Origin of the sequence: Mongoliitalea daihaiensis, assembly GCF_021596945.1 — a bacterium.
Lineage (GTDB): Bacteria > Bacteroidota > Bacteroidia > Cytophagales > Cyclobacteriaceae > Mongoliitalea > Mongoliitalea daihaiensis.
On the sequence record NZ_CP063779.1, the window covers coordinates 2,471,846 to 2,491,880 of the forward strand.

General features: G+C 39.7%; 16 protein-coding genes. 7 read left to right on the forward strand and 9 right to left on the reverse strand.

Going from position 1 to position 20,035, the window contains the following annotated elements; all coding sequences use genetic code 11:
• Positions 1 to 148: 148 nt before the first annotated feature.
• The 5 genes from IPZ59_RS10450 to IPZ59_RS10470 form a co-directional block, all read right to left on the reverse strand.
• Positions 149 to 2,371, reverse strand: a complete 2,223-nt coding sequence (locus IPZ59_RS10450) for a S41 family peptidase (protein ID WP_236135991.1) — start codon at positions 2,369 to 2,371, stop codon at positions 149 to 151.
• A gap of 74 nt (positions 2,372 to 2,445) precedes the next feature.
• On the reverse strand, positions 2,446 to 3,273 hold the full coding sequence (locus tag IPZ59_RS10455; protein WP_236135992.1) for an OmpA family protein: 828 nt from the start codon (positions 3,271 to 3,273) through the stop codon (positions 2,446 to 2,448).
• 163 nt (positions 3,274 to 3,436) lie between these two features.
• A complete protein-coding gene (locus IPZ59_RS10460) occupies positions 3,437 to 3,664 on the reverse strand; it encodes a hypothetical protein (protein ID WP_236135993.1) in 228 nt (75 codons plus the stop codon).
• Between the two features lie 158 nt (positions 3,665 to 3,822).
• Entirely contained in the window at positions 3,823 to 7,035 is a 3,213-nt protein-coding gene (locus tag IPZ59_RS10465) for a S41 family peptidase (RefSeq protein ID WP_236135994.1), read from the reverse strand.
• A gap of 98 nt (positions 7,036 to 7,133) precedes the next feature.
• Entirely contained in the window at positions 7,134 to 9,401 is a 2,268-nt protein-coding gene (locus tag IPZ59_RS10470; RefSeq protein ID WP_236135995.1) for a helix-turn-helix domain-containing protein, read from the reverse strand.
• A gap of 128 nt (positions 9,402 to 9,529) precedes the next feature.
• Here IPZ59_RS10470 and IPZ59_RS10475 point away from each other — a divergent pair, with 128 nt between their 5' ends.
• Together IPZ59_RS10475 and ispG are read left to right on the forward strand one after the other, a co-directional pair.
• Positions 9,530 to 10,234: an SDR family oxidoreductase gene (locus IPZ59_RS10475; RefSeq protein WP_236135996.1), complete on the forward strand. Its 705-nt coding sequence runs from the start codon at positions 9,530 to 9,532 to the stop codon at positions 10,232 to 10,234.
• Positions 10,235 to 10,238: 4 nt separating this feature from the next.
• The gene (gene ispG / locus IPZ59_RS10480; RefSeq protein ID WP_236135997.1) at positions 10,239 to 12,218 is read left to right on the forward strand and encodes a (E)-4-hydroxy-3-methylbut-2-enyl-diphosphate synthase; all 1,980 of its coding nucleotides are present in this window, start codon (positions 10,239 to 10,241) and stop codon (positions 12,216 to 12,218) included.
• 56 nt (positions 12,219 to 12,274) lie between these two features.
• On the opposite strand, the gene IPZ59_RS10485 is transcribed toward ispG, so the two are convergent.
• Complete coding sequence (locus IPZ59_RS10485; protein WP_236135998.1) at positions 12,275 to 12,853, reverse strand: YdeI/OmpD-associated family protein; 579 nt, start codon at positions 12,851 to 12,853, stop codon at positions 12,275 to 12,277.
• Between the two features lie 195 nt (positions 12,854 to 13,048).
• On the opposite strand from IPZ59_RS10485, the gene IPZ59_RS10490 reads away from it, so the two are divergent.
• The 3 genes from IPZ59_RS10490 to IPZ59_RS10500 are packed head-to-tail and all read left to right on the forward strand — an operon-like array spanning position 13,049 to position 14,585.
• Positions 13,049 to 13,243 carry a DUF6728 family protein gene (locus tag IPZ59_RS10490; RefSeq protein ID WP_236135999.1) on the forward strand — a complete coding sequence of 65 codons (195 nt, stop codon included), beginning with the start codon at positions 13,049 to 13,051 and terminating at the stop codon, positions 13,241 to 13,243.
• Between the two features lie 17 nt (positions 13,244 to 13,260).
• Complete coding sequence (locus IPZ59_RS10495) at positions 13,261 to 13,614, forward strand: MmcQ/YjbR family DNA-binding protein (protein ID WP_236136000.1); 354 nt, start codon at positions 13,261 to 13,263, stop codon at positions 13,612 to 13,614.
• Entirely contained in the window at positions 13,611 to 14,585 is a 975-nt protein-coding gene (locus tag IPZ59_RS10500; RefSeq protein ID WP_236136001.1) for an ABC transporter ATP-binding protein, read from the forward strand. The genes IPZ59_RS10495 and IPZ59_RS10500 overlap by 4 nt, the downstream gene beginning before the upstream one ends.
• Here IPZ59_RS10500 and IPZ59_RS10505 read toward each other — a convergent pair.
• Positions 14,560 to 15,246 (reverse strand): ComEA family DNA-binding protein, encoded by a 687-nt coding sequence (locus IPZ59_RS10505; protein WP_236136002.1) that lies wholly within the window; start codon positions 15,244 to 15,246, stop codon positions 14,560 to 14,562. The genes IPZ59_RS10500 and IPZ59_RS10505 overlap by 26 nt on opposite strands.
• Positions 15,247 to 15,470: 224 nt before the next feature.
• Between IPZ59_RS10505 and hemA the strand changes: the two genes are divergently transcribed.
• Entirely contained in the window at positions 15,471 to 16,742 is a 1,272-nt protein-coding gene (gene hemA / locus IPZ59_RS10510) for a glutamyl-tRNA reductase (RefSeq protein ID WP_236139798.1), read from the forward strand.
• Positions 16,743 to 16,819: 77 nt separating this feature from the next.
• Complete coding sequence (locus IPZ59_RS10515) at positions 16,820 to 18,388, forward strand: WG repeat-containing protein (RefSeq protein ID WP_236136003.1); 1,569 nt, start codon at positions 16,820 to 16,822, stop codon at positions 18,386 to 18,388.
• 152 nt (positions 18,389 to 18,540) lie between these two features.
• Here the strand turns inward: IPZ59_RS10515 and floA are convergent, their stop codons facing one another.
• Together floA and IPZ59_RS10525 are read right to left on the reverse strand one after the other, a co-directional pair.
• The gene (gene floA / locus IPZ59_RS10520; RefSeq protein WP_236136004.1) at positions 18,541 to 19,548 is read right to left on the reverse strand and encodes a flotillin-like protein FloA; all 1,008 of its coding nucleotides are present in this window, start codon (positions 19,546 to 19,548) and stop codon (positions 18,541 to 18,543) included.
• 3 nt (positions 19,549 to 19,551) lie between these two features.
• Complete coding sequence (locus IPZ59_RS10525) at positions 19,552 to 20,013, reverse strand: NfeD family protein (protein WP_236136005.1); 462 nt, start codon at positions 20,011 to 20,013, stop codon at positions 19,552 to 19,554.
• Between the last annotated feature and the right edge of the window lie 22 nt (positions 20,014 to 20,035).

Here is a 20,035-nt window from a genome sequence, read left to right on the forward strand (position 1 = left end):
GAAGGACTAGTTTATGAAGTTAGAGCGAAAGTTTAATGAAGTTTTTAGCACTGTTATTGATAATAATTCTGTTCGAATCAGGAAGTATTAAAAGAAATCTTAGTTTATTTCAAGGTAACCTGTAAAGCAAGTTGAGTTCGTCACAGTTTTATTTTTTTAAGAGTTCAATCGCTTTTTCCAGTACTTCGTCTCTACCTTCCCTGACACCTTGGATGGTAGGTTTTACTTCCAAGTCTATTTTGATTCCTACTCTTTGGGTCTCTGTTCCATCAGGGTAATAGATTCCCACTCCTGAGAAAAAAGTTGAATAGCCGCCGGGGATTTTAATGGATGCAACATTGCCATCTGCTCCTGCCGTTTGACTACCTATAGTCATTACGTTTTCTCCAACTTGAAGCCCCATTGTATGGAATTCAGGAGCACTTTGAGTGTTTTCGTCTACTAGAAGAATTACCTTACCCAAGTAAAAGGCTGTTGGGTTCGGATTAATTTGTAGTATTTGTGTAAAATAGAATTTCCCTGGGGTATCATATTGAGGCAAGCTCCCTTTTACAAATTCCTTGGGAGTGTTGACAAGGAATGCTCCAAGATCATAGACCAAGGTATGTTCAGGATAAGTTCTTAAATCAATAATGAGCCCATTTGTTGATTGAATTTTCTCAAAAGCAGACGCCAACTCAGTAGGAGTTAATTTTTTGATATTCAAGTAAGCAATATTAGGAGTTAGCATTTTAAATGTCTCTGGATCTGGATTTTTATTCGCATAAATCGAATAGAATGAATTTGCATGGATAAAATCCATAATTGCTAATCCTTTTTGTTCAAAAGTGATAGTTGATGATTTCGTTTTGCTCCTAAGAATTTGCCAAGCCATATCTCTTTTTAATGCAGCTTCATTAGAGGCTGGAAAAAATGGTCTCATGCTGTCCACAATACTATGAATTTCTTTGCCATTGAAATGGCTGATCACCACACCACGTAGATGGGATAAGCTATCTACCAATGGCTTGGTTATAACTAAATTGTTTCCAAAAAAATCCACTTTGAATGGTGGGTAATAGTCTCCCCGAAGCTCTCGGTCAATCAATCTTGTATTCAAACTTGCATGGCTGTCATTAATCGTCGTGATTAACTGAAGTAAGGCTAATTCATATTCGAGTGCATTTCTGGCATTTAGAAAAACAGGGATAAAGGTTTTTAAGACAATATTCCAATCTTCATCGATAAGATGTTTATAAGGAAAGAAATATTCAATTACTCCCCAATATCTAAAAAGGGCAAGTAGTCTAAACCCGTCATCAGGGTATGTAAATTGTTTGTAATCCAACTCATTTGTAAAGACAGGGGCAGGACCATAATCTGCTGGCCCGACATAAAACTTTTCCTCGCTGATTCTATTTTGAAAAATCCATTTTAAAGCTGTTTTTACCTCATTTGAAATATTTTCCTGCTCAATCCAATCAAAATTTCCAAGAGATAAAGAGTCAGGAGATACTTCAACACAAGGGGCACATGTTGGTACAGTTCCTAAATTTTTGATCCATTTTAAAAAAGATTGGTCTCTCTGATTATCATTTTTTGCTTCAAGTATTTCAGGTAACACCCTAAATAGTTCATAGTCCCAATTAAACTTACCTGCATTTACCTCGGGATGATAGTACTTTAAGAAAGACCATATTTTGGCAGTGATTGCCAAGTTGTTTATTTGCTGGTCCGTGATCGGGCTCAAAAAAATTTTAGATCCTTTATCAAAAATAGTATCCAATTCAAAAATTTCTGGTCTCAAATTAGGTATTTCGAAGTTATTGATATCCTTGCCATCTATTTGAACCTTAAAGTCATCAAACCAAGCTGTTCCTTTTCCTTGAATAATACCGGCTATTGTTAAATTATCCTTTCCAAATCCAAGAGGTAAAGATATTTGGTAAGTACTCCAATCTTTAGTTCCACTCAGATTTAGGTCTTGAAGATTTTCAAAGTGTATGGTATTTCCATTTTCTTCAACTCTAAGGATTAAACCAACAAAACCTGCTGTAATATTTTCAAATCGGATTTTCGCCTCTAATCGAACACTGTCACCTATTATTCCTTTAATTGGGATTTTATAAACTATTCCACCAAAAGACTCTTCATCCGAAATTGATGAAATTTTACCCGAGTATTTTCCTTCATAAGAAAATGTAGAGTCGATTTCTACCTTTTTATCTCCCCAAGTACTCCAACCATCTGATAAATCCGATTTATTAGTCCAAACTTCAAACCCTAAATTATGTTGAGGTTGTGAGGCAGGACCTTTAGATGTGCAGTTTTGAAGCACGAACGGAGAAAATAAAAAATAGAAGCAAATTTTTACAAGTGAATTCTTATACATCAAACAGTTTTTGAAGCAATATTAAAATGGATTTCTCAATGAATATATGGGGTAAGCTAAGCTCAAATGTAAGATTATTTCAACACCATCTCCACTCTCCTGTTTTTGCTTTTACCTTCTTCTGAGGTGTTGGCTGAAACTGGAGAGAGAGAAGATACGCCATAACCTTTTAATCTATTTGCAGCAATTTGATAATTCTCAATTAAATAGTTAACCACTGCTTCAGCTCTTTTTTCGGATAATTGTTGATTGTGTTCGAAAGCCCCAGTGTTGTCGGTATGACCTACTATAAAGACATTGACTTGTGGGTTCGATTTCAAATAGTTAGCCATTTGTTCTAAAGTTTCCTTGGACTCAGGCTTGATTGCTGATTTGTCGGAATCGAAAAAGATCCCATAAAAAGTAGCCTTACCATTGGCCTTCATTTCTTTGGCGATATCTTCAGCAGATAGGACAATATATTGATTCATCGATTCTTCTTTGACAGTGCTAACCGAGAAAGTTCCGCTTTGGTCGCTTTGTACCTGTATCCACCAAGTATCACCGCCAGATTTTAGGGTAAGTAACACCACTGATTTTGATTCATTAATTACTGTGCCACCCTTGGATGCAACAGCTTGGATATAATTTTGAAAAATCATGGCGTTAGAAGGTCTTTTTTCCCAATCTCCATCGAAGCTGTAATAGGTTTTTAAAAAATATCCTGCTTTTTCATATTGTATCCAAGTCCCATCTTTATCAGTAAACTCCATCTTTATTTTATCATATTCTTTTTCCTCACAACCCGAAATACTGTGATTGGGAAGGATATTGAAAAGTGGATGAGGATCACAGGGCGTTTGAGAAAAGAATACTTGAAAAATAAGGCTCAAGAGCGTATTTATCATTATAAAAATAGCCATAATTCAGTTGTTTTTCATTAATTAATTTGATTTCATTTATCTCAAGCGAACCTATTTTTCCAATAACAAAAGATCTGTCCAAACAAGTTATTCACCTATCCGTGTCAATGAGTTTTTTTGAGTCCGTTCATTGAGGTAGGTTTTAAAATTATATCACCTTTTTTCACTTGAACTTCTCAATAATATCACTTTCATCATATAAATCTTCTTCATCTTTTAAAAAGGAAAATGTATCTGACTTTTCAGCCATAGATCGGATTCCCTCAATTATTGATTGGTCCTCAAATTTTTTTAAAATGTAATCTGCGAAGTCTGCTACTTCGGCCACTTTTTCTTTTGGTAGCTTTTTTAATACCTGAATGGTTTTTGAGGTAATACTTTCTTTTGTCATAATCTTTACACTTGCTTAAATATAACGTTTTAAAAAAAAACTCTTCCAAAATTCGACATTTTTCTTTTTACTAATTGCTCAGGTTATGTGCGTTGCTATAAAAAAGGAGCCAGGATAGTCTCCCGGCTCCTAGATTAAATAACTCCAATCTTTATTGATTAATTGTTCTTAAACGACTTATCCGGATACGCAGGAGGGCTTGGTACTGGCCTTGGGTCTTTTTTGATCAATTCTTTCAGATGCTCAATGGCTGCTTCCAACTGTGCATCTTTTCCCTCAAAAGTTGCTTTGGGTAAATTGATTACCTCAATGTCCGGAATAAACCCTTCTCCCTCAATCAGCCATTCTCCTTCTTCTCCATAGACCCCCATCATAGGTGCTCGGGCCACACCGTTATCCGAAAGGGTGTTGACCCCAGATAACCACACTTCTCCGCCCCAGGTGCGGGCTCCAATACTTTGACCAAGTTCGAGTCTGCGGAAACCTTCGGCAAAAGCTTCTCCATCTGAAGCAGTGAATTCATCCACTAGCAATACCAAATGTCCTCGGAAGGCGTATTGCATGTTCCAGTAAGGTTCACCTTCGCGGTTTTTCCAGTAAAAGAAGGCTTCTCGCATCAATCTTGAAAGGATAAAACTATCAATATTTCCTCCTCTGTTATGCCTAACATCGATCACCAAACCTTGCTTTTTGAATTGAGGATAGAAGTCCCTGAACCATTGATTGACATCGCTTTCACCCATGGCGCGCAGGTGAACATAGCCAAAGGCACCATCAGAAGCTTTTTCTACTTCCAATCGACGACTATATTCCCAATCGTTGTAGCGGAGATTGGATTCGGCTCGGGAATTCATGGGGATGAGGATTTTATCATCCAAAGTCGCTCCTGTACTGCTTTTTAACGAAAGACGAATTTGCTTGCCAGCTTTGTCTCTCAAGAAGTAATTCAGGTCATAAGCTTCTGCAACTGCCTGACCATCTACGTGTGTAATGATGCTGCCCACGGGAATGTCAATATCTGGATGGGAAAGCGGGGATTGTTCATCCGGATAATCAGGGTCCGTTTGATAGATGTAGTCGATTTGGAATCCTTTTAAGGCGTCATTTTTGGACAGCCTCGCACCGAGCAAACCCATGTTTACTTGGTCTTGTCCTCTTCTTAGGTCTCCACCGCCAACACTTGCATGCAATACACTTAACTCACCGATCAACTCTCCCATCACATCCGAAAGTTCTGCACGAGTAGTTACGCGTTTTGCTAGGGGTAAGTATTTATCATACATCTTATCCCAATTGACTCCATGCATATTTGGGTCATAGTAGTAGTCCCGCTCCATTCTCCAAGCATCGGTGTACAATTGAGTCCAGTCTTCTCTTGGGTCTATGGAAAAGCTCCATTTGCTCAAATCCAATTTGAATTCAGCCAAATTGGAAATAGGGGAGGACTTAAGTTCCACCACATGATGGTTGCTTCCCACAGTCACCAACATATACTGGTTATTGGCCGAAGTGACAAACCTTCTGACATTATCGATGAAAGTCTTTGGTTCTACCTTCGAACCGATGGTAACCATCGTGATGTTGTTTTTACCATCATCGTTGACATCGTTCAGATAATAAAGGGTCTTGTCAGTTACAACCAGATTACGATAATTTCCCGCCGGAATAGGCACCTCTCTCAAGCGCTGCATCAGACCATCTTCCTCAATAGTTACTTTGACTGGACCCTCTGCTTTTTTCTCCTCTTGTTTTAGCTCATGATTGAAATGGAAAGGTGAGATCAATCCCTTTTTCAGAGATACATGATAAATCTTCATTTGCTTATGCCAATATGGTTCTGGCTGTCGGGTACCCCAAGGCGAACCAACTTTAGTTTGGAAGTTTCTATCAGATAGGAAATACAACCAATTTCCATCAGGGCTCCACTGTGGACTGACACTATTGGCCCGATCAGAAGTCATGGCAATACGTATGCCTGTAGCAAATTCGTAAGCGAAAATCTGGTTAAAGGTATTGGAAGCTGACTGAGAAAATGCCAGCCATTGGCTATCAGGCGACCAAGCCATGGATCCGTTGATTCCCTCTCTGTTAGTGGAGGGTTTCACTTGTTTGCCTGTAGCAAGCTCCAAAATCCATAAGTCTCTGTTCAAGTCCGTAAATGCAATTTTCTTTCCATCTGGCGAAGGTGTCAGATTGAAGCGAAGGGTGACGCCATCTTTGGTCAACTGTTTGCCTTTGTCTAATCCTTTGCTATCGTATTGATGAATTTCAAATTCCCCGCTTTCGTCAGAAAACACATAGATATTTTTACCATCTGGGGAAAAAACGGCATCTCTCATGCGTACGCCATCATTTCTATCCAAGCGAACAATTCTACCATCTTTTGCTGGCAGGACAAAGCTTCTTCCCCTTGCTGTCAAGGCAACTTGCTGTCCATCATTGCTTACAGAAATACCGGTGATGTAAGGTTCAGGATTGTTGATCCATTTTTCCCGCATTTGCTCAAAGTCCGAACTAAGTTGTATGGCTAGTTGCTGATCGGTATTGGAGGTCAGATTCATCACATGAATATCTGCTCCTACACGGTAAGCAAGGGAATTACCATGCAGGGAAAATTCTCGAACATCATAGGTCTCCTGTTTGGTATGTTGGCGAAGATCTGCTCCATCCAAAGTCATGGACCAGATATTTTGGATCCCATCACGGGAGGAAATGAAATACACCCTCCCTTGATGATACGTAGGATGGTGGTCTTCTCCTTTGTAATCTTTGGTCAGCTTGACGGCTTCGGGCGTGTTTTCTGTGTATTTCCACACCTGTCGGGCTGTCCCACCTTCATAGCGTTTGGTGACGTTATTATGAAAAGTTGGCCGAACGAAAAAGTAGGTGTTTCCATCTTCTGTAAAACTTCCCTCGGCAGCCATTTCTAAGGGAAGAATGGAGCGCTGTCCAGTCTGAATGTTGACAGTGACGGTTTGCAGTCGGGGTAAAGTGGCGTATTGATTGGTGGTGTAGGCTACTACTTCTGCCGATTTCCAAGCGGTTGGGATGGAGGATGCAGTTTCATAGGTTAATCTTTTGGGTAAGCCGCCATCAATTGGAATGATGTATACTTCTGTCGGTCCTTCATAGGATGCTGCATAGGCTACCCATTTCCCATCAGGAGAGATTTTGGGAGAGGATTCTTCCCCATGATGGGTTGTGAGTCGGGTGGCTTTTCCTCCATTGGTAGATACTTTCCATAAGTCCCCTTCGGAAACAAACACGATGAGCTCTCCATGAATATCAGGATGCATGTAGTAGCCCACTTCTTGGGCTTGCATACTTCCCATCAAGAAGAAAGCAACGATAAACTTGAACACTAGTTTCATATAAGCTTGAGGTTAGAATTTCAAGCCAATAAGTTACTCTTTCAAGTCTTTGGAAGCAAAAGCAATGGGATAAAGCTTCAAAAAACGATGTAAAGAGCCTATTCTTCTGGATTGATATGAGCCATTACCATTTTTAAACTCCCATAATCGTATTTACCTGGATATTCCTGCCTGATTTGTGCCAAGTCAAATTGATGCATCACAATCACATTCCGAAGTTCTTCGATATATTCTGGAGTAAAATGCTGCTCAATCTCTATCCGCCCTTCTGTAATCCCTTTGGCCAAATGACTTTTGATGGTGGACTCTGCCAATCCTCTCATTTCAGCGATTTGGAGAAAGGTAAGCCCTTCATCATGCAGAGCATAGGTGATTTCATAGGTTTCCCCTTTGGCTTTCTTTAGATTGGGACCATCTTCTTTCTTCTTTTTTCCAGTTTTGTTTTTGGCAAATTTTGGATTGGCAATCGCTTCTTCTTTGGCTTTGGTACGCATTTCCTTGGTTTGATTGGAGAGCTCCCGAGAGAAGTTCTCCATTTTAGGAATTTCCTCTCCATTGATGATGCAGGCTACCAAGGTCTTGGTACGAGCGATTTCCAGTAATTTTCTGAAAATTAGCAATTCAATTTCCGCTAATTTCTCAAGGTATTGCTTGGTTTGACTAAATCGCTCTACCTCGGCCATGTGCTTGTATAAAGTTTTCAGTGCTTCTGTCAAAAATGTCTGGTAATAAGCACTGCCTTTTTCTAGGCGCTCCGAGAGATGGTCTATTTGTTGGTGATGCGCGAGATAGACCAATTGGCGCTGGAATTTAAAGGTGTTTTCTGATTCCGTTGCCATCCATGCCAGTAATTGTGGGATAGCTAGATTCATTTCCTCGTCTTCAAATGCCAAACTGCTATCTGAGTCTTTTTGAAAGTCTTGGATTCCTAAGATGATTTCATAAAAGTTGAAGGTTTTTTCTAAAAGAGTTAGCATGTAGGCCTGCTGTCCTTTGGATAACAAGCTGTCTAAGGGCTCTTGGCTTTCGGTACTTTTGGTAAAATGACTGGCTTCCGGGTCCGAAGAAATCACCATGGGCTGGATTTTGGTGCGCAGAATCAAGCCATCCAAACTCCGCAGTCTGGAAAGAGCCACATACACCTGTCCAGGAGCAAAGGCCTGCCCTACATCAATAATGGCTTTGTCAAATGTCAGACCTTGACTTTTGTGTACCGTTACAGCCCAAGCTAGTTTGATAGGAAACTGCTGAAAAGTACCGATGACCTCTTCTTGGATTTCTTTGGTATCTTCTTTGACCGCATAGCGCTTATTTTCCCATACTTCTCGACTCAGATGGTAGCTCACATAAGTGTCACTCATTTTCACCTCAATCCCATCTTCCTCAAAGCCCGTCACAGTTGCCATTTTACCGTTGTAAAACCTTCCTTCCCCGCTCGTATCATTTTTGATAAACATGATTTGAGCACCTATTTTTAACTCTAAGGTATAGGGAACCGGATAAAGAGATTCGGGAAAGTCTTTTTCTACCACTGCTTCAAAAAACTGAGCTTTCCCAGGCAATGCATCCAATTCCTTTCGGTTTTGTTGATCTGCTTTGTAATTATGTGTGGTGATCGTGATTACTTCTTTCTCTTGTTCAATCTCCGTTTCGGTTTTGAAAAAACGATTAAGGAAATCCACATCTTGGCGCTCTATTTTATTTAACCTGAGCTTGTTGAGGATATCGATAAAGTTCTGATCCTTCTGTCGAAAAATTTTATCCAATTCAATGTAGACCATTCCTGAATTTCGCAAGGCTAGGGCTTCAAAAAAATGCATGCCTTTGTAAAATTTACCTAAAACAGCCCATTCATCATCCTTGACAATGGGAGGGAGCTGGAATAAATCCCCAATCATCAACACCTGCACACCCCCAAAGGGCTCATCGAAATTTTGTTTGAGACTTTTCATTCGGTAATCGATGGCATCCAAAATATCTGCCCGTAACATGGATACCTCATCGATGATGATCAGGTCTACTGATCGTAACACTTTTCTGCGGGCACCATTCAAGGCATGTCTTCTTCCCAAAGTAAACTGGGAATAAAAATTGCCTGATTGTGAAAAATTCCCCTCCGGTTCTCGACTGGGAATAAAAGAACCAAATGGCAATAAAAACTGGGAATGAATAGTCACGCCCTTGGCATTCAGCGCTGCTATACCTGTTGGAGCGACGATAATGAAGTTTTTGTGCGTAATGCTGGTAAGCTTACGTAAAAAGGTAGTCTTGCCTGTTCCTGCTTTTCCTGTAAGGAAAATAGGCTTGTTGGTGCTGTTGACAAATTGTGCAGCAACCTCAATTTTATCGGTCAGTTCAAATTCCATGCACTAAAATTAAACAATAGCAGTGGGATGAGTCGGGAAATAAACGTTTAAATGTGGGAAGTTTTTAAAAAAATGTAACTTTGTCTCTTGAAGATAGTTGTCATACTAACTATTAAAACACGAATCAAATGCCGCAATCAATTCTCGTTACTGGTGGTACCAAAGGCATAGGCCGAGCCATTGTTGAGCGATTTGCCCGAGAGGGTTACGATATTTATACTTGCGCTAGAAATGCTGCTGATTTGGCAGCCATGGAGCAGGAGCTTACTGAGAAATATCCTTCAGTTCAACTTTTTACGATGCAAGCTGATTTATCTAAAATGGAAGAAGTCAAAGCTTTTGCTGAAGCTGTGAAAGCGAAGACGGTTCCTGATATTTTGGTAAACAACACAGGTATTTTTCTTCCTGGGTCAATCTATAATGAGCCCGAGGGAAATTTCGAGTTGATGATGCAGACCAATCTATTTTCAGCATACCATTTGACAAGAGCTTTTGCTAATGACATGATCGAGCGGAAGTCTGGACATATCTTTTCGATTGGGTCGATAGCTGGAATTACAGCTTACGCCAATGGGGGGTCTTACGCGATTTCCAAATGGGCAATGCTTGGATTTACCAAATGCTTGAGACAAGAATTGAAAGATTTTAATATTCGAGTGACCTCCATCCTTCCAGGAGCCACGTATACCGCAAGTTGGGAAGGAGTAGAATTGCCAGTGGAGCGATTTATGAAAGCAGAGGATGTGGCAGAAGCTGTGTGGGGTGCGTTCAACCTTTCTGCCTATTCAGTTGTTGAAGAAATGATCATTAGACCTCAATTAGGAGATTTATAAACCTATGCACACCAAGGACCTTTTAGAAAGCATCAAGTATTGTAATAGCCTGACACAGTACTCGCGTAGAAAAACCATTCCAGTCAAAGTAGGAGATGTCATCATCGGTGGAGATAATCCCATCGTGGTACAATCCATGACGACGGTGGACACCATGGATACCATGGGTTCAGTGGAGCAATGCATCCGCATGATTGAGGCGGGCTGTCAGCTGATCCGGATTACTGCGCCGAGTATTAAAGAGGCTGAAAATCTCCGTGAAATCAGGAAAGAGTTACGTGCTAGGGGATATCAAGCTCCCTTAGTTGCAGATATTCATTTTACTCCCAATGCGGCAGAAATTGCAGCTAAGATTGTGGAAAAAGTCCGTATCAATCCGGGAAATTATGCGGATAAAAAGAAGTTTGAAGTGATTGAATATACAGATGAAAGCTATCAGGAGGAGTTAGACCGGATTCGGGAGCGATTCCTTCCTTTAGTTAAAATCTGCAAGGAACATGGTACAGCCATGAGAATCGGTACCAATCATGGTTCTCTTTCGGATAGAATCATGAGCCGCTATGGGGATACCCCGCTGGGTATGGTGGAGTCTGCTTTAGAGTTTTTACGCATTTGTGAAGATGAAAATTTTCATGACATTGTAATATCCATGAAATCATCTAACACACAAGTGATGGTGCAAGCCTATCGTTTGTTAGTTCAAAAGTTAGAAGAAGGTGGTTTTAAACCTTATCCTTTGCATTTGGGTGTGACCGAGGCAGGTGATGGAGAAGATGGAAGAATCAAATCTGCAGTAGGTATTGGAGCGCTTTTAGAAGATGGATTGGGTGATACAGTCCGTGTTTCTTTGACAGAGGATCCTGAGTTTGAACCACCAGTTGCCCAAGCGTTGGTTGACCGTTATAAGGTCAGGGCTTCACATGTACCGATCCAAGAAATTAAAAACTATCCTATCACGCCTTTTGAGTACAATAAACGGGAGAGTTTGGAGGTATTCAACTTTGGTGGAGGCAATGTGCCAAGGGTGATCACAGATATTTCCATTTTGCCCGCTATCACGGAAAAAGAAGTGAAAGCTGTTGGTCATTTCTACTTACCAGAATTGGACAAGTGGAAAATGAACGATCAGGGAGCAGATTATGTGTATTCGGGAAAAAATCCGATTCCTTTCATGTTACCAAATGGGATGAAAGAAATTCAAGATTATGCGGTGTGGCAATCTGTGGAGGATAAAACCAACAAGTTCCCGCTTTTTACATTCGAAGAGTTCAAGCAAGCAGAAGAAGCTCATTATGGGTTGAATTTTCTCACAATCGCCGATACTGCTATAGCGGAAGCAATCCCCTTTTTGCAAGACCGAAAAGATGTAGTCGTTATTTTGAGCAGTGATAATTTCCACAATTTACCTGCGCTTCGGAGAGCTTTTGTGACTATGATGGAGCACCACTTATTACTTCCTGTGGTTGTAAAGGTGGATTACCCAGTACAGGAAAGCGACAAGACCATGTTACATGCAGCTACAGATGTAGGGGGATTATTGATTGACGGATTGGGAGAAGGTATCTGTATAGGTGCTGCTGCTTATGCGGAAGCTGAACGATCAGAGAAAGAAGCTCAAATCAAATTGCATAACTCGGTTAGTTTTGGTGTGTTGCAAGCTGCCCGTACTCGTATGTCTAAAACTGAGTATATCTCATGTCCTTCTTGTGGACGAACACTCTTCGATTTGCAGGAAACTACCGCTATGATCCGAAAAAGAACAGACCATTTAAAAGGGGTGAAAATTGGAATCATGGGTTGTATTGTCAACGGTCCAGGTGAAATGGCCGATGCAGATTATGGGTATGTCGGTTCTGGAAAAGGAAAAATTACCCTTTATAAAGGAAAAGAAGTCATGAAAAAGTCTGTTCCTTCTGAAAAAGCAGTAGATGAATTGATTGAAATTATCCGTAAGGATGGCATGTGGATCGAACCGGAGGTGTAAGTTGACCATCTTGGAGTCTTGGGGTTAAATCTGAAAGGGAGGGGAGCAGCTTAGGATCAGCTCCCTTTGAGTTTTTCCCCTTTGGCTGAAAGTTCTACGAGTTGTTGAATTCTAGCTTGTCGAGTTTTTTCGGTTTTCGCCAATTTTAGCCAGCGTAGTACAAAGCGTTTGCTAGAGTCATTGATCGAATGAAAAAAGGTTTCTGCGCCTTCAAGTTGTCTCAAGGCCTGAAGTAAATCTTCAGGGATGATTAATTGGTCCACATCATCCATAAAGTTCCATAAACCTGCTTGCTTGGAAAGTTCGATGGATGTTAGCCCTGCTTCAGTCATTTTTCCATCTTCGATCAATTTTGCAGCCCTGTCTTTATAGCTTTTTGCCCAGTGTTCTACCCTTCTGGGAGAAATTAATTGCATCGTTCGGTGATCATCTAGTTTTCTTCGGATACCATCAATCCAGCCAAAACAAAGCAACTCATCTAAAACATCGGCTGTAGAAAGGTATTTTTCAGGAATAGATTTTTTGAAAGTAACCAACCAAACACTTGCCTCTTGTTGGTGGTGTTGGGAAAGCCAGTTTCTTAGTTCTTGACTAGAGCTGACTTCAATTTTCTCAAAATTTTCGGTTTGGATCATTGGTTAATGGATTTTAGGAGGTTGGATGAGGTTTATTTTTATAACAAGCATCTCAAATAAAGAATTGTTTTTGTGGATTGTCAGGGACTCATTTTTAGTACCTTTGTACCCGAAAGAATTACTGCATTTATGAAACATATGTACTGGCTGCTGTGTTTTGTACGTATTCTAGTAACAATCTAAATTAGCATTCCCATGGCAAATAGCAGAGTTAAAGAGTTTTTTAAACTAGGTGAGGTAGGAAATTATATCTTGGGTATATTTAAAAAGCCAGACCCTAATAAGCCCACAAACTTCAATTTGAGGATGATGCACGGAATCAATAAGATTTCTATTTTGATGTTTTTAGGTGCGATAGTGTTCATTTTTATCAAAAAAGTGATTCTCTAACTTGAATTTTCAAATCCTTGGATATCATCTATTTTCGAAACTATTGTCTTGCAAAAAAAGGAGTTATTGAAGAAACTCCTTTTGACGTAAATACGCTATGCTTCAAAGTAGGGGGAAAAATCTTTGCTATTATCGACATTGAGCTTTTTGAATCTGTCAACCTCAAATGTGATCCAGAGAGGTCCGTTTTTTTGAGAGAACAATATGACCATATCATAGCAGGGTATCACATGAATAAGAAACACTGGAATACGGTGTTATTTAACCGTTCTGTTTCTGATAAACTGATCCTTGAATTGGTGGACCACTCATACGAATTGGTCTTTCAATCTTTGCAAAAAAAGGTTCAGCTTGAACTTGCTAACCCATGAGTTTCTTATCCATTCAGCAAGTAAACAAAGACTACACTTCACAAAAAGGTGTGGTGAAGGATTTTACCTTGCAGCTGGAAAAAGGGGATATATTGGCCTTACTTGGAGAGAGCGGATCTGGAAAGTCAACGCTTTTGAAAATGATTGCTGGCCTTGAAAATAAGGACACAGGAGAAATCAATGTGGGTGATTTGAAGGTTAAAAACCCCAGCGAGCGCTTAGTGCCAGGATACGACGAGGTACAATTGGTCTATCAGGATTATAAACTTTATCCCAACGCAACAGTCGCTGAAAATATTTTAAGACCTTTGTTGCTTTATGATAGATCCTATCGTGAAAGTAGAGTCAGATTTTTGCTCGATCTGCTCAAACTCGAAGCTTACAAGGATAAATTGCCAAGGCATTTATCCGGTGGTCAGCAGCAAAAAGTAGCCATTGGACGTGCCTTGAGTTTGGAGCCTGAACTGATTTTATTGGACGAGCCTTTTTCAAGTTTGGACACTATCCAGCGGAGAGAGCTGTTGGTGGAGTTAAAGTCCATGTTTAAAGCGCTGGGAGTTACTGTGGTGTTTGTAACCCATGATTTGGATGATGCGTTACAATTGACCGATCAGCTGGCTCTAATCAAGCAAGGAGTATTGATTCAGCGAGGTACGGCTGCAGAAATTTTCAAGCATCCTGCCAACCTCTATGCTGCCCAGCTGTTCAGCCATCTGAATGCTATTCCTGAACAAACAACATCTTTCATCCGACCTTCTGATATTAAGTTATTCAAAACCAAGGGGGTTAAAGCAAAAGTCATGGACGTTCAGTACTTGATTCATTACAACCAATTATTTGTTCAGCTTGCCAATGGGCACCATTGGAGACTAGAGGATCAGTCCCGTAGTTTTCAAATAGGGGATTCAGTGTATTTGCAATGGGAAGAGTCTAAAATTTTACACTTCAATCAAAGTTCAAGTAAGGCTTGATTTTCTCTACCCAATCCTCTGTAAAAATCTTGACTTTCAATAAATCCTCCGCTTCGGAGTAAGGTCCGTGTTGGGTCCGATAAGCTACGATTACTTTGGCAGCCCCATACGTAATGTAAGGATGATTGGCTAAGGAGGAAGCATCCCATTGGTTGATAGCAACTTTTTTATAAATACCTGGAGTAAAATCAAAATATTGAAATACACGTTCCATAACCTCTTCGTTCATACCAAAGACATCTAGCAATTGTTCTTTTTCCATCATTCCGCCTAAACCATCTCTGAATTTAACAATTCTTCCAGCCATCGTTTGACCAATCCCTGGGACGATTTGAAGCACTATAGAATCCGCTTCGTTAAAGTCCAACTTATTGAGTGCCGTTGCTCTCGGTCTTGGGGTTGAATTCCTCTTTTGAGTGCTGTCTTGCTGTTGTGTTTCAAGGTTTGGTATAGTCCGTTCGTAACCAGCGATGACAAGACTATCAATGATGTTTTGGTAGGAATTATAATCAGTGGAAGTGTGTTGTTGAACAATATGTTCATAAATCTTCGGGATGGAATAAAGACCAACCAAAATCGGTAATACCAAAACAAACCCTTGTGATTCCCGTTTGGAGAATCCTAGATAGGTTTTGAGCCAAAAAAAGAATTTGTTTTTCATGAAAATGAGATGTTAGAAATCCAAGATCACTTCATTGCTCGTATCTATGAGTGATAAGTTAATACAATTAGAATAATTATCCAATTTTCATGAATTTTGTCAACGAAAACAGAATGAATGATTGGGAAAAATTATTTAGATGAATTATAAATTATGATTAACGAATCATGTGATTTTCCTCTCTCATCTTTCTGATTTAAATTTGTATGTTAAAAGTAGATCAAATGTCCACAAAGTTTAGAGCTATTAGTTTGTCGCATAAGAGTGCTCCTGTACAAATCAGGGAAGTCATTGCTTTAGATGAACGTTCTATACATTCCCTTTTACTGAAGTTTAGTGAATTTTTTAGCATTCAGGATACATTGATATTATCTACATGCAACCGTACAGAAGTATACTACTCACATCAGCTCGATTTGAGTACAGAGATAATTAAATTAATAGGGCTAGAAAAAGGATTGACTAATATCGTTGAATATCAACATTACTTCAAAGTAATGAATGATGATCAGGATGCGATCAATCATTTGTTCAGAGTATCCATGGGATTGGAAGCTCAAGTTGTTGGAGATCAACAAATAGCTAGTCAGGTGAAGAAAGCCTATCAATTGTCTGCTGACTTAGATATGGCTGGGCCTTTCTTGCATCGATTGATGCACTCTGTTTTCTTTACAAGTAAGCGTGTGGTACAAGAAACAGCATTTCGCGATGGAGCGGCTTCCGTTTCTTATGCTGCAGTTGAATTAATTGAAGAGATTACTTCTAACACGTATCAGCCAAGGGTATTATTGATAGGTGTAGGTGAGATAGGGGAAGATGTGGCGAGAAATATGGTGCATATCCCTGAAGCAAAAGTGACCATTACCAATCGTACATTCGATAAGGCCAAAGTATTGGCAGATGAATTGGGTTTTGAAGTGGTTCCTTTTGAAAAATGCTTCGAATATGTACAGGAATCTGATGTAATCGTTTGCTCGATCATGAAATCAGACCCGTTCATCACCAAAGCGCTGGTACAATCCTTGGATATTCCTAGTTACAAGCTTTTTGTGGATTTATCTGTGCCTAGAAGTATTGAAACATCCATTGAGGAAGTTCCTGGTGCTTTATTATATAATGTAGACAATATCCGTAGTAAGGCATCTGCTACTCTTGAAAAGCGTTTAGAGGCTATCCCTCAAGTAGAGCAGATAATTGAGGAGTCAATCAATGACTTCTTTAATTGGAAAAAAGAAATGTTGGTATTCCCAACAATCAATAAGCTCAAAAATGTATTAGAACAGATCAGGCAGGAAGAACTCTCTCGATACCTTAAGAATGCTGATGAAAAAGAAATTGCTGTGATTGATAAAATCACCAAGAGCATGATGCAAAAAATACTTAAGGTTCCAGTAGTTCAATTGAGAGCAGCTTGTCAGCGTGATGATGCTGATCAAATGATTGATATCATCACAGATTTATTTGATCTTGAAAAAGTAACCGACGATAAAAAATAAACCGGAGCATCTCCGGTTTTTTGCTTGAAATACCATCCCAAACTTGTTACTTTACTTTTTCAATTAGATGAAGACTTATGGTATTGAAAAAGGCATCGCTTGTGCTGGTAGTGAGTATATTTTCACTTGCTTCATATGCGCAGACGTACGAGGTTTTTGACAAGGATTTAAAGCTCAAATTTAGAGTTGAGTACGATCAAATTAATATTCTGGGAGAAGCGGTACGTATCAGTACTGTCAACAACGAGCTCAAACTCTTGAGTAAGGAATATAAACCCTATTTTGATTTAAAAGCTAATCAGGTTATTGCTTACGATCAACCTTGGATTGTGGTCAAAGGAAAAGATGGTATGGGAGCCTTCCACGAATATGGAATAGAGGTTTTTCCAACCACCTATGATGATATTCAGACCTATTTTACCAGGGTCTTAGCCAAAAAAGGAGATCGGTATTTTGTATATGATCATGCTACAAAGCAAACAAAGCCAATTGGAGCTTTTGATGAAGCATTTATGGCACTTAATGGTCAAGTGGTAGCTAAAAACTCTCAAGGATATTTTTTACCCCTATCTGGCAATCCGGACAGGATCTTCGAAAAAATCACACAAGTCAATGAAAATTTTCTCTTTGTTCAGCAGCCTACAGGATATGGTTTAGTGAATAGAGAGGGAGATTATGTATTAGAGCCTGTTATTGATCGCTTGGACCATTTAGAAGGGGATTATTTTTTTGGTTTTGATGGAAATCAGTACATGTTGATCAAAGGAAGGGAAGGGAAAGCAGATATTCGCTATACTTCTTATCACAAAATCACGGTTGAAAATGATGTGATCTTGGAATACATCCATGGAAAACTAAGGAGAGTGATGAATTATGATGGGATCCTCTTAGACCAGGTGGGAATGGAAGCCGTCAGCAGTGTAGGAGAGAAGCATTACAATGTACGATTGAGAGATGCAAAAATAGGACTTTTAGGTCCCAAAGGATGGGAAGTCAATCCCATGTCACAAGTAGATAAAATTTTACCCGGTTCAGAAGGACTATATCCGGCATATAAAGGAGGAAAGATAGGCTTTGTCGATAAACAAGGAAGGTGGGTTATACCGCCTTCTTACGAACAGGTAGGTAAATTTAGTCAAGGCAAAGCCGCTGTCAGTACTCGTGGGAGTTGGGCGTTTATCAATACGCAAGGAAATCCATTGACAGAGTTCAAGTTTGAGCAAAGCCAAGGGTTTGTTCAGGGAGTTGCTGTAGTTCAGTATCAAGGCTTGTTTAATTTGGTTGATGCAGCTGGTCATGTATTGTTTGATCAAGGATTTGATCGGATTTTCCCTACAGAAAATAATTATTATTTAACAGAAAGGCAAGGCTTAATGGGGCTATTATCTCCTGCGGGTAAAGTCATAGCAGAGCCTTCTTTCCAAGAAATCAGAAGGGAAGAATTTGATAGAATCGTCGCAAGGCAGGGAGATAAATATGGGATTCTCAATGAAAATGGAGAATTTTTGTTACCGCTTTATTATCGCAATATCATTTTTGATCAAGGGTCTCAACAGATTTTGGCAGAAGATGCATATCAATTTGAGATAGAAGATCTCACCAAGTCTTCAACCTCTAATCAGGGTAAAAAGAAAAGGGGTTCTTGATACTTGAATCATTTCCTGAATAACTTTGATAGATATTTTTGTGCTGACATTCCTGAAAATTTAAGCCTAGGGATATCAACCAATTGTAATTGAACATAAAAAAAGCGAGTCAACAGGTATGCTGACTCGCTTTTTTTTTAATTGGACTCAAGTTATTTGGTAGAATCTTGGCTTGATGTTGTCGACCCACTACTATTTGGGTCAGCAATGGAAGTTCTCATTTCTGTGTCAGATTTGATATTTTCCATTTTGTAATAATCCATTACTCCCAAATTTCCTGATCTGAATGCTTCTGAAATAGCTTTCGGTACCTCAGCTTCTGCTTCAATTACTTTAGCTCTCATTTCTACAGCTTTAGCCTTCATTTCTTGTTCCAATGCGACGGCCATCGCGCGTCTTTCTTCAGCCTTTGCTTCCGCAACTTTCAAATCAGCAGAGGCCTGATCAATTTGTAGTTTTGCACCAATATTTGTTCCTACATCAATATCCGCAATATCAATGGAAAGAATTTCAAAGGCAGTACCCGCATCTAAACCTCTCTCCAAAACCAATTTGGAGATCTTATCAGGGTTTTCCAATACCATCTTATGATTTTGAGCCGAACCGATAGAGGTTACAATACCTTCACCAACCCTTGCTAAAATAGTATCTTCACCCGCACCACCGACCAACTGAGCAATGTTTGCCCGTACGGTTACACGCGCCTTAGCAATCAATTGGATGCCATCAGCAGCCACTGCAGCCACAGAAGGGGTATTGATTACCTTCGGGTTTACCGAGATTTGAACTGCTTCAAACACATCTCTTCCCGCCAAATCAATGGCAGTAGCTTGCTTAAAACTCAACTTGATGTTTGCTTTGTCCGCTGAAATAAGTGCTCGGATTACGTTAGGTACATTTCCTCCTGCTAGGTAATGTGTTTCTAGATCATTGGTAGTCAAATCAAGCCCTGCTTTGGTTGCAGTAATCATTGCATTGACAATTACTCCAGGGGGTACTTTTCGGATACGCATCCCTATCAATTCTCCAATACCTACTTTCACATTTGCGAAAATAGCTGTGATCCATAGGTTGACCGGTACAAAGTACAAGAAGATAAAAAGCAGGGTTAAACCTGCAAAGGCAGCAAATAAGATAAATGCTGAATTGGTAATTTCCATAAGTTATACTTTAACGATGATTGTATTATTTTCTAATTTACTAATCCAAACTTTGGTTCCCACACGGATAAAGCCCGCATCAGATTTTACTTCATAAATTTTGTCTGCAAATTCTGCTTTTCCAATAGGTTTGATGTCGGAAGTTGCCACACCCTCCATTTGGACGTATAAACCTTCCAAACGGTTGTCAAAAGCGCGGCTTTGAATAGAATTTGTTAATGCGAACTTTTTCCAAACCCCTGAGCGTAATCCATAAATTAGCATGCCGAGATTTGCAGTTAAGGTAGCAGCAGCTACTCCATAGGCTACATTTATATCTAGACTGATAAACGCATAATAGACTCCTACAACAGTTACTATGGCTCCCAAAATACCTACAAGAGTAGTGCCCGGTACAAATAAGACTTCTGCGACGACTAAGATTAGGCCTATGGTCAAAAGGCTAATTAAAATAAACCAAGTCATTTTCAGTTAACTAATGGTGAAA

Excerpts from the sequence above, each read along its gene's own strand:
- IPZ59_RS10450 (WP_236135991.1), bottom strand. The coding sequence starts at position 2,371 with ATGTATAAGAATTCACTTGTAAAAATTTGCTTCTATTTTTTATTTTCT.
- IPZ59_RS10455 (WP_236135992.1), bottom strand. The coding sequence starts at position 3,273 with ATGGCTATTTTTATAATGATAAATACGCTCTTGAGCCTTATTTTTCAA.
- IPZ59_RS10460 (WP_236135993.1), bottom strand. The coding sequence starts at position 3,664 with ATGACAAAAGAAAGTATTACCTCAAAAACCATTCAGGTATTAAAAAAG.
- IPZ59_RS10465 (WP_236135994.1), bottom strand. The coding sequence starts at position 7,035 with ATGAAACTAGTGTTCAAGTTTATCGTTGCTTTCTTCTTGATGGGAAGT.
- IPZ59_RS10470 (WP_236135995.1), bottom strand. The coding sequence starts at position 9,401 with ATGGAATTTGAACTGACCGATAAAATTGAGGTTGCTGCACAATTTGTC.
- IPZ59_RS10475 (WP_236135996.1), top strand. The coding sequence starts at position 9,530 with ATGCCGCAATCAATTCTCGTTACTGGTGGTACCAAAGGCATAGGCCGA.
- ispG (WP_236135997.1), top strand. The coding sequence starts at position 10,239 with ATGCACACCAAGGACCTTTTAGAAAGCATCAAGTATTGTAATAGCCTG.
- IPZ59_RS10485 (WP_236135998.1), bottom strand. The coding sequence starts at position 12,853 with ATGATCCAAACCGAAAATTTTGAGAAAATTGAAGTCAGCTCTAGTCAA.
- IPZ59_RS10490 (WP_236135999.1), top strand. The coding sequence starts at position 13,049 with ATGGCAAATAGCAGAGTTAAAGAGTTTTTTAAACTAGGTGAGGTAGGA.
- IPZ59_RS10500 (WP_236136001.1), top strand. The coding sequence starts at position 13,611 with ATGAGTTTCTTATCCATTCAGCAAGTAAACAAAGACTACACTTCACAA.
- IPZ59_RS10505 (WP_236136002.1), bottom strand. The coding sequence starts at position 15,246 with ATGAAAAACAAATTCTTTTTTTGGCTCAAAACCTATCTAGGATTCTCC.
- hemA (WP_236139798.1), top strand. The coding sequence starts at position 15,471 with ATGTCCACAAAGTTTAGAGCTATTAGTTTGTCGCATAAGAGTGCTCCT.
- IPZ59_RS10515 (WP_236136003.1), top strand. The coding sequence starts at position 16,820 with ATGGTATTGAAAAAGGCATCGCTTGTGCTGGTAGTGAGTATATTTTCA.
- floA (WP_236136004.1), bottom strand. The coding sequence starts at position 19,548 with ATGGAAATTACCAATTCAGCATTTATCTTATTTGCTGCCTTTGCAGGT.
- IPZ59_RS10525 (WP_236136005.1), bottom strand. The coding sequence starts at position 20,013 with ATGACTTGGTTTATTTTAATTAGCCTTTTGACCATAGGCCTAATCTTA.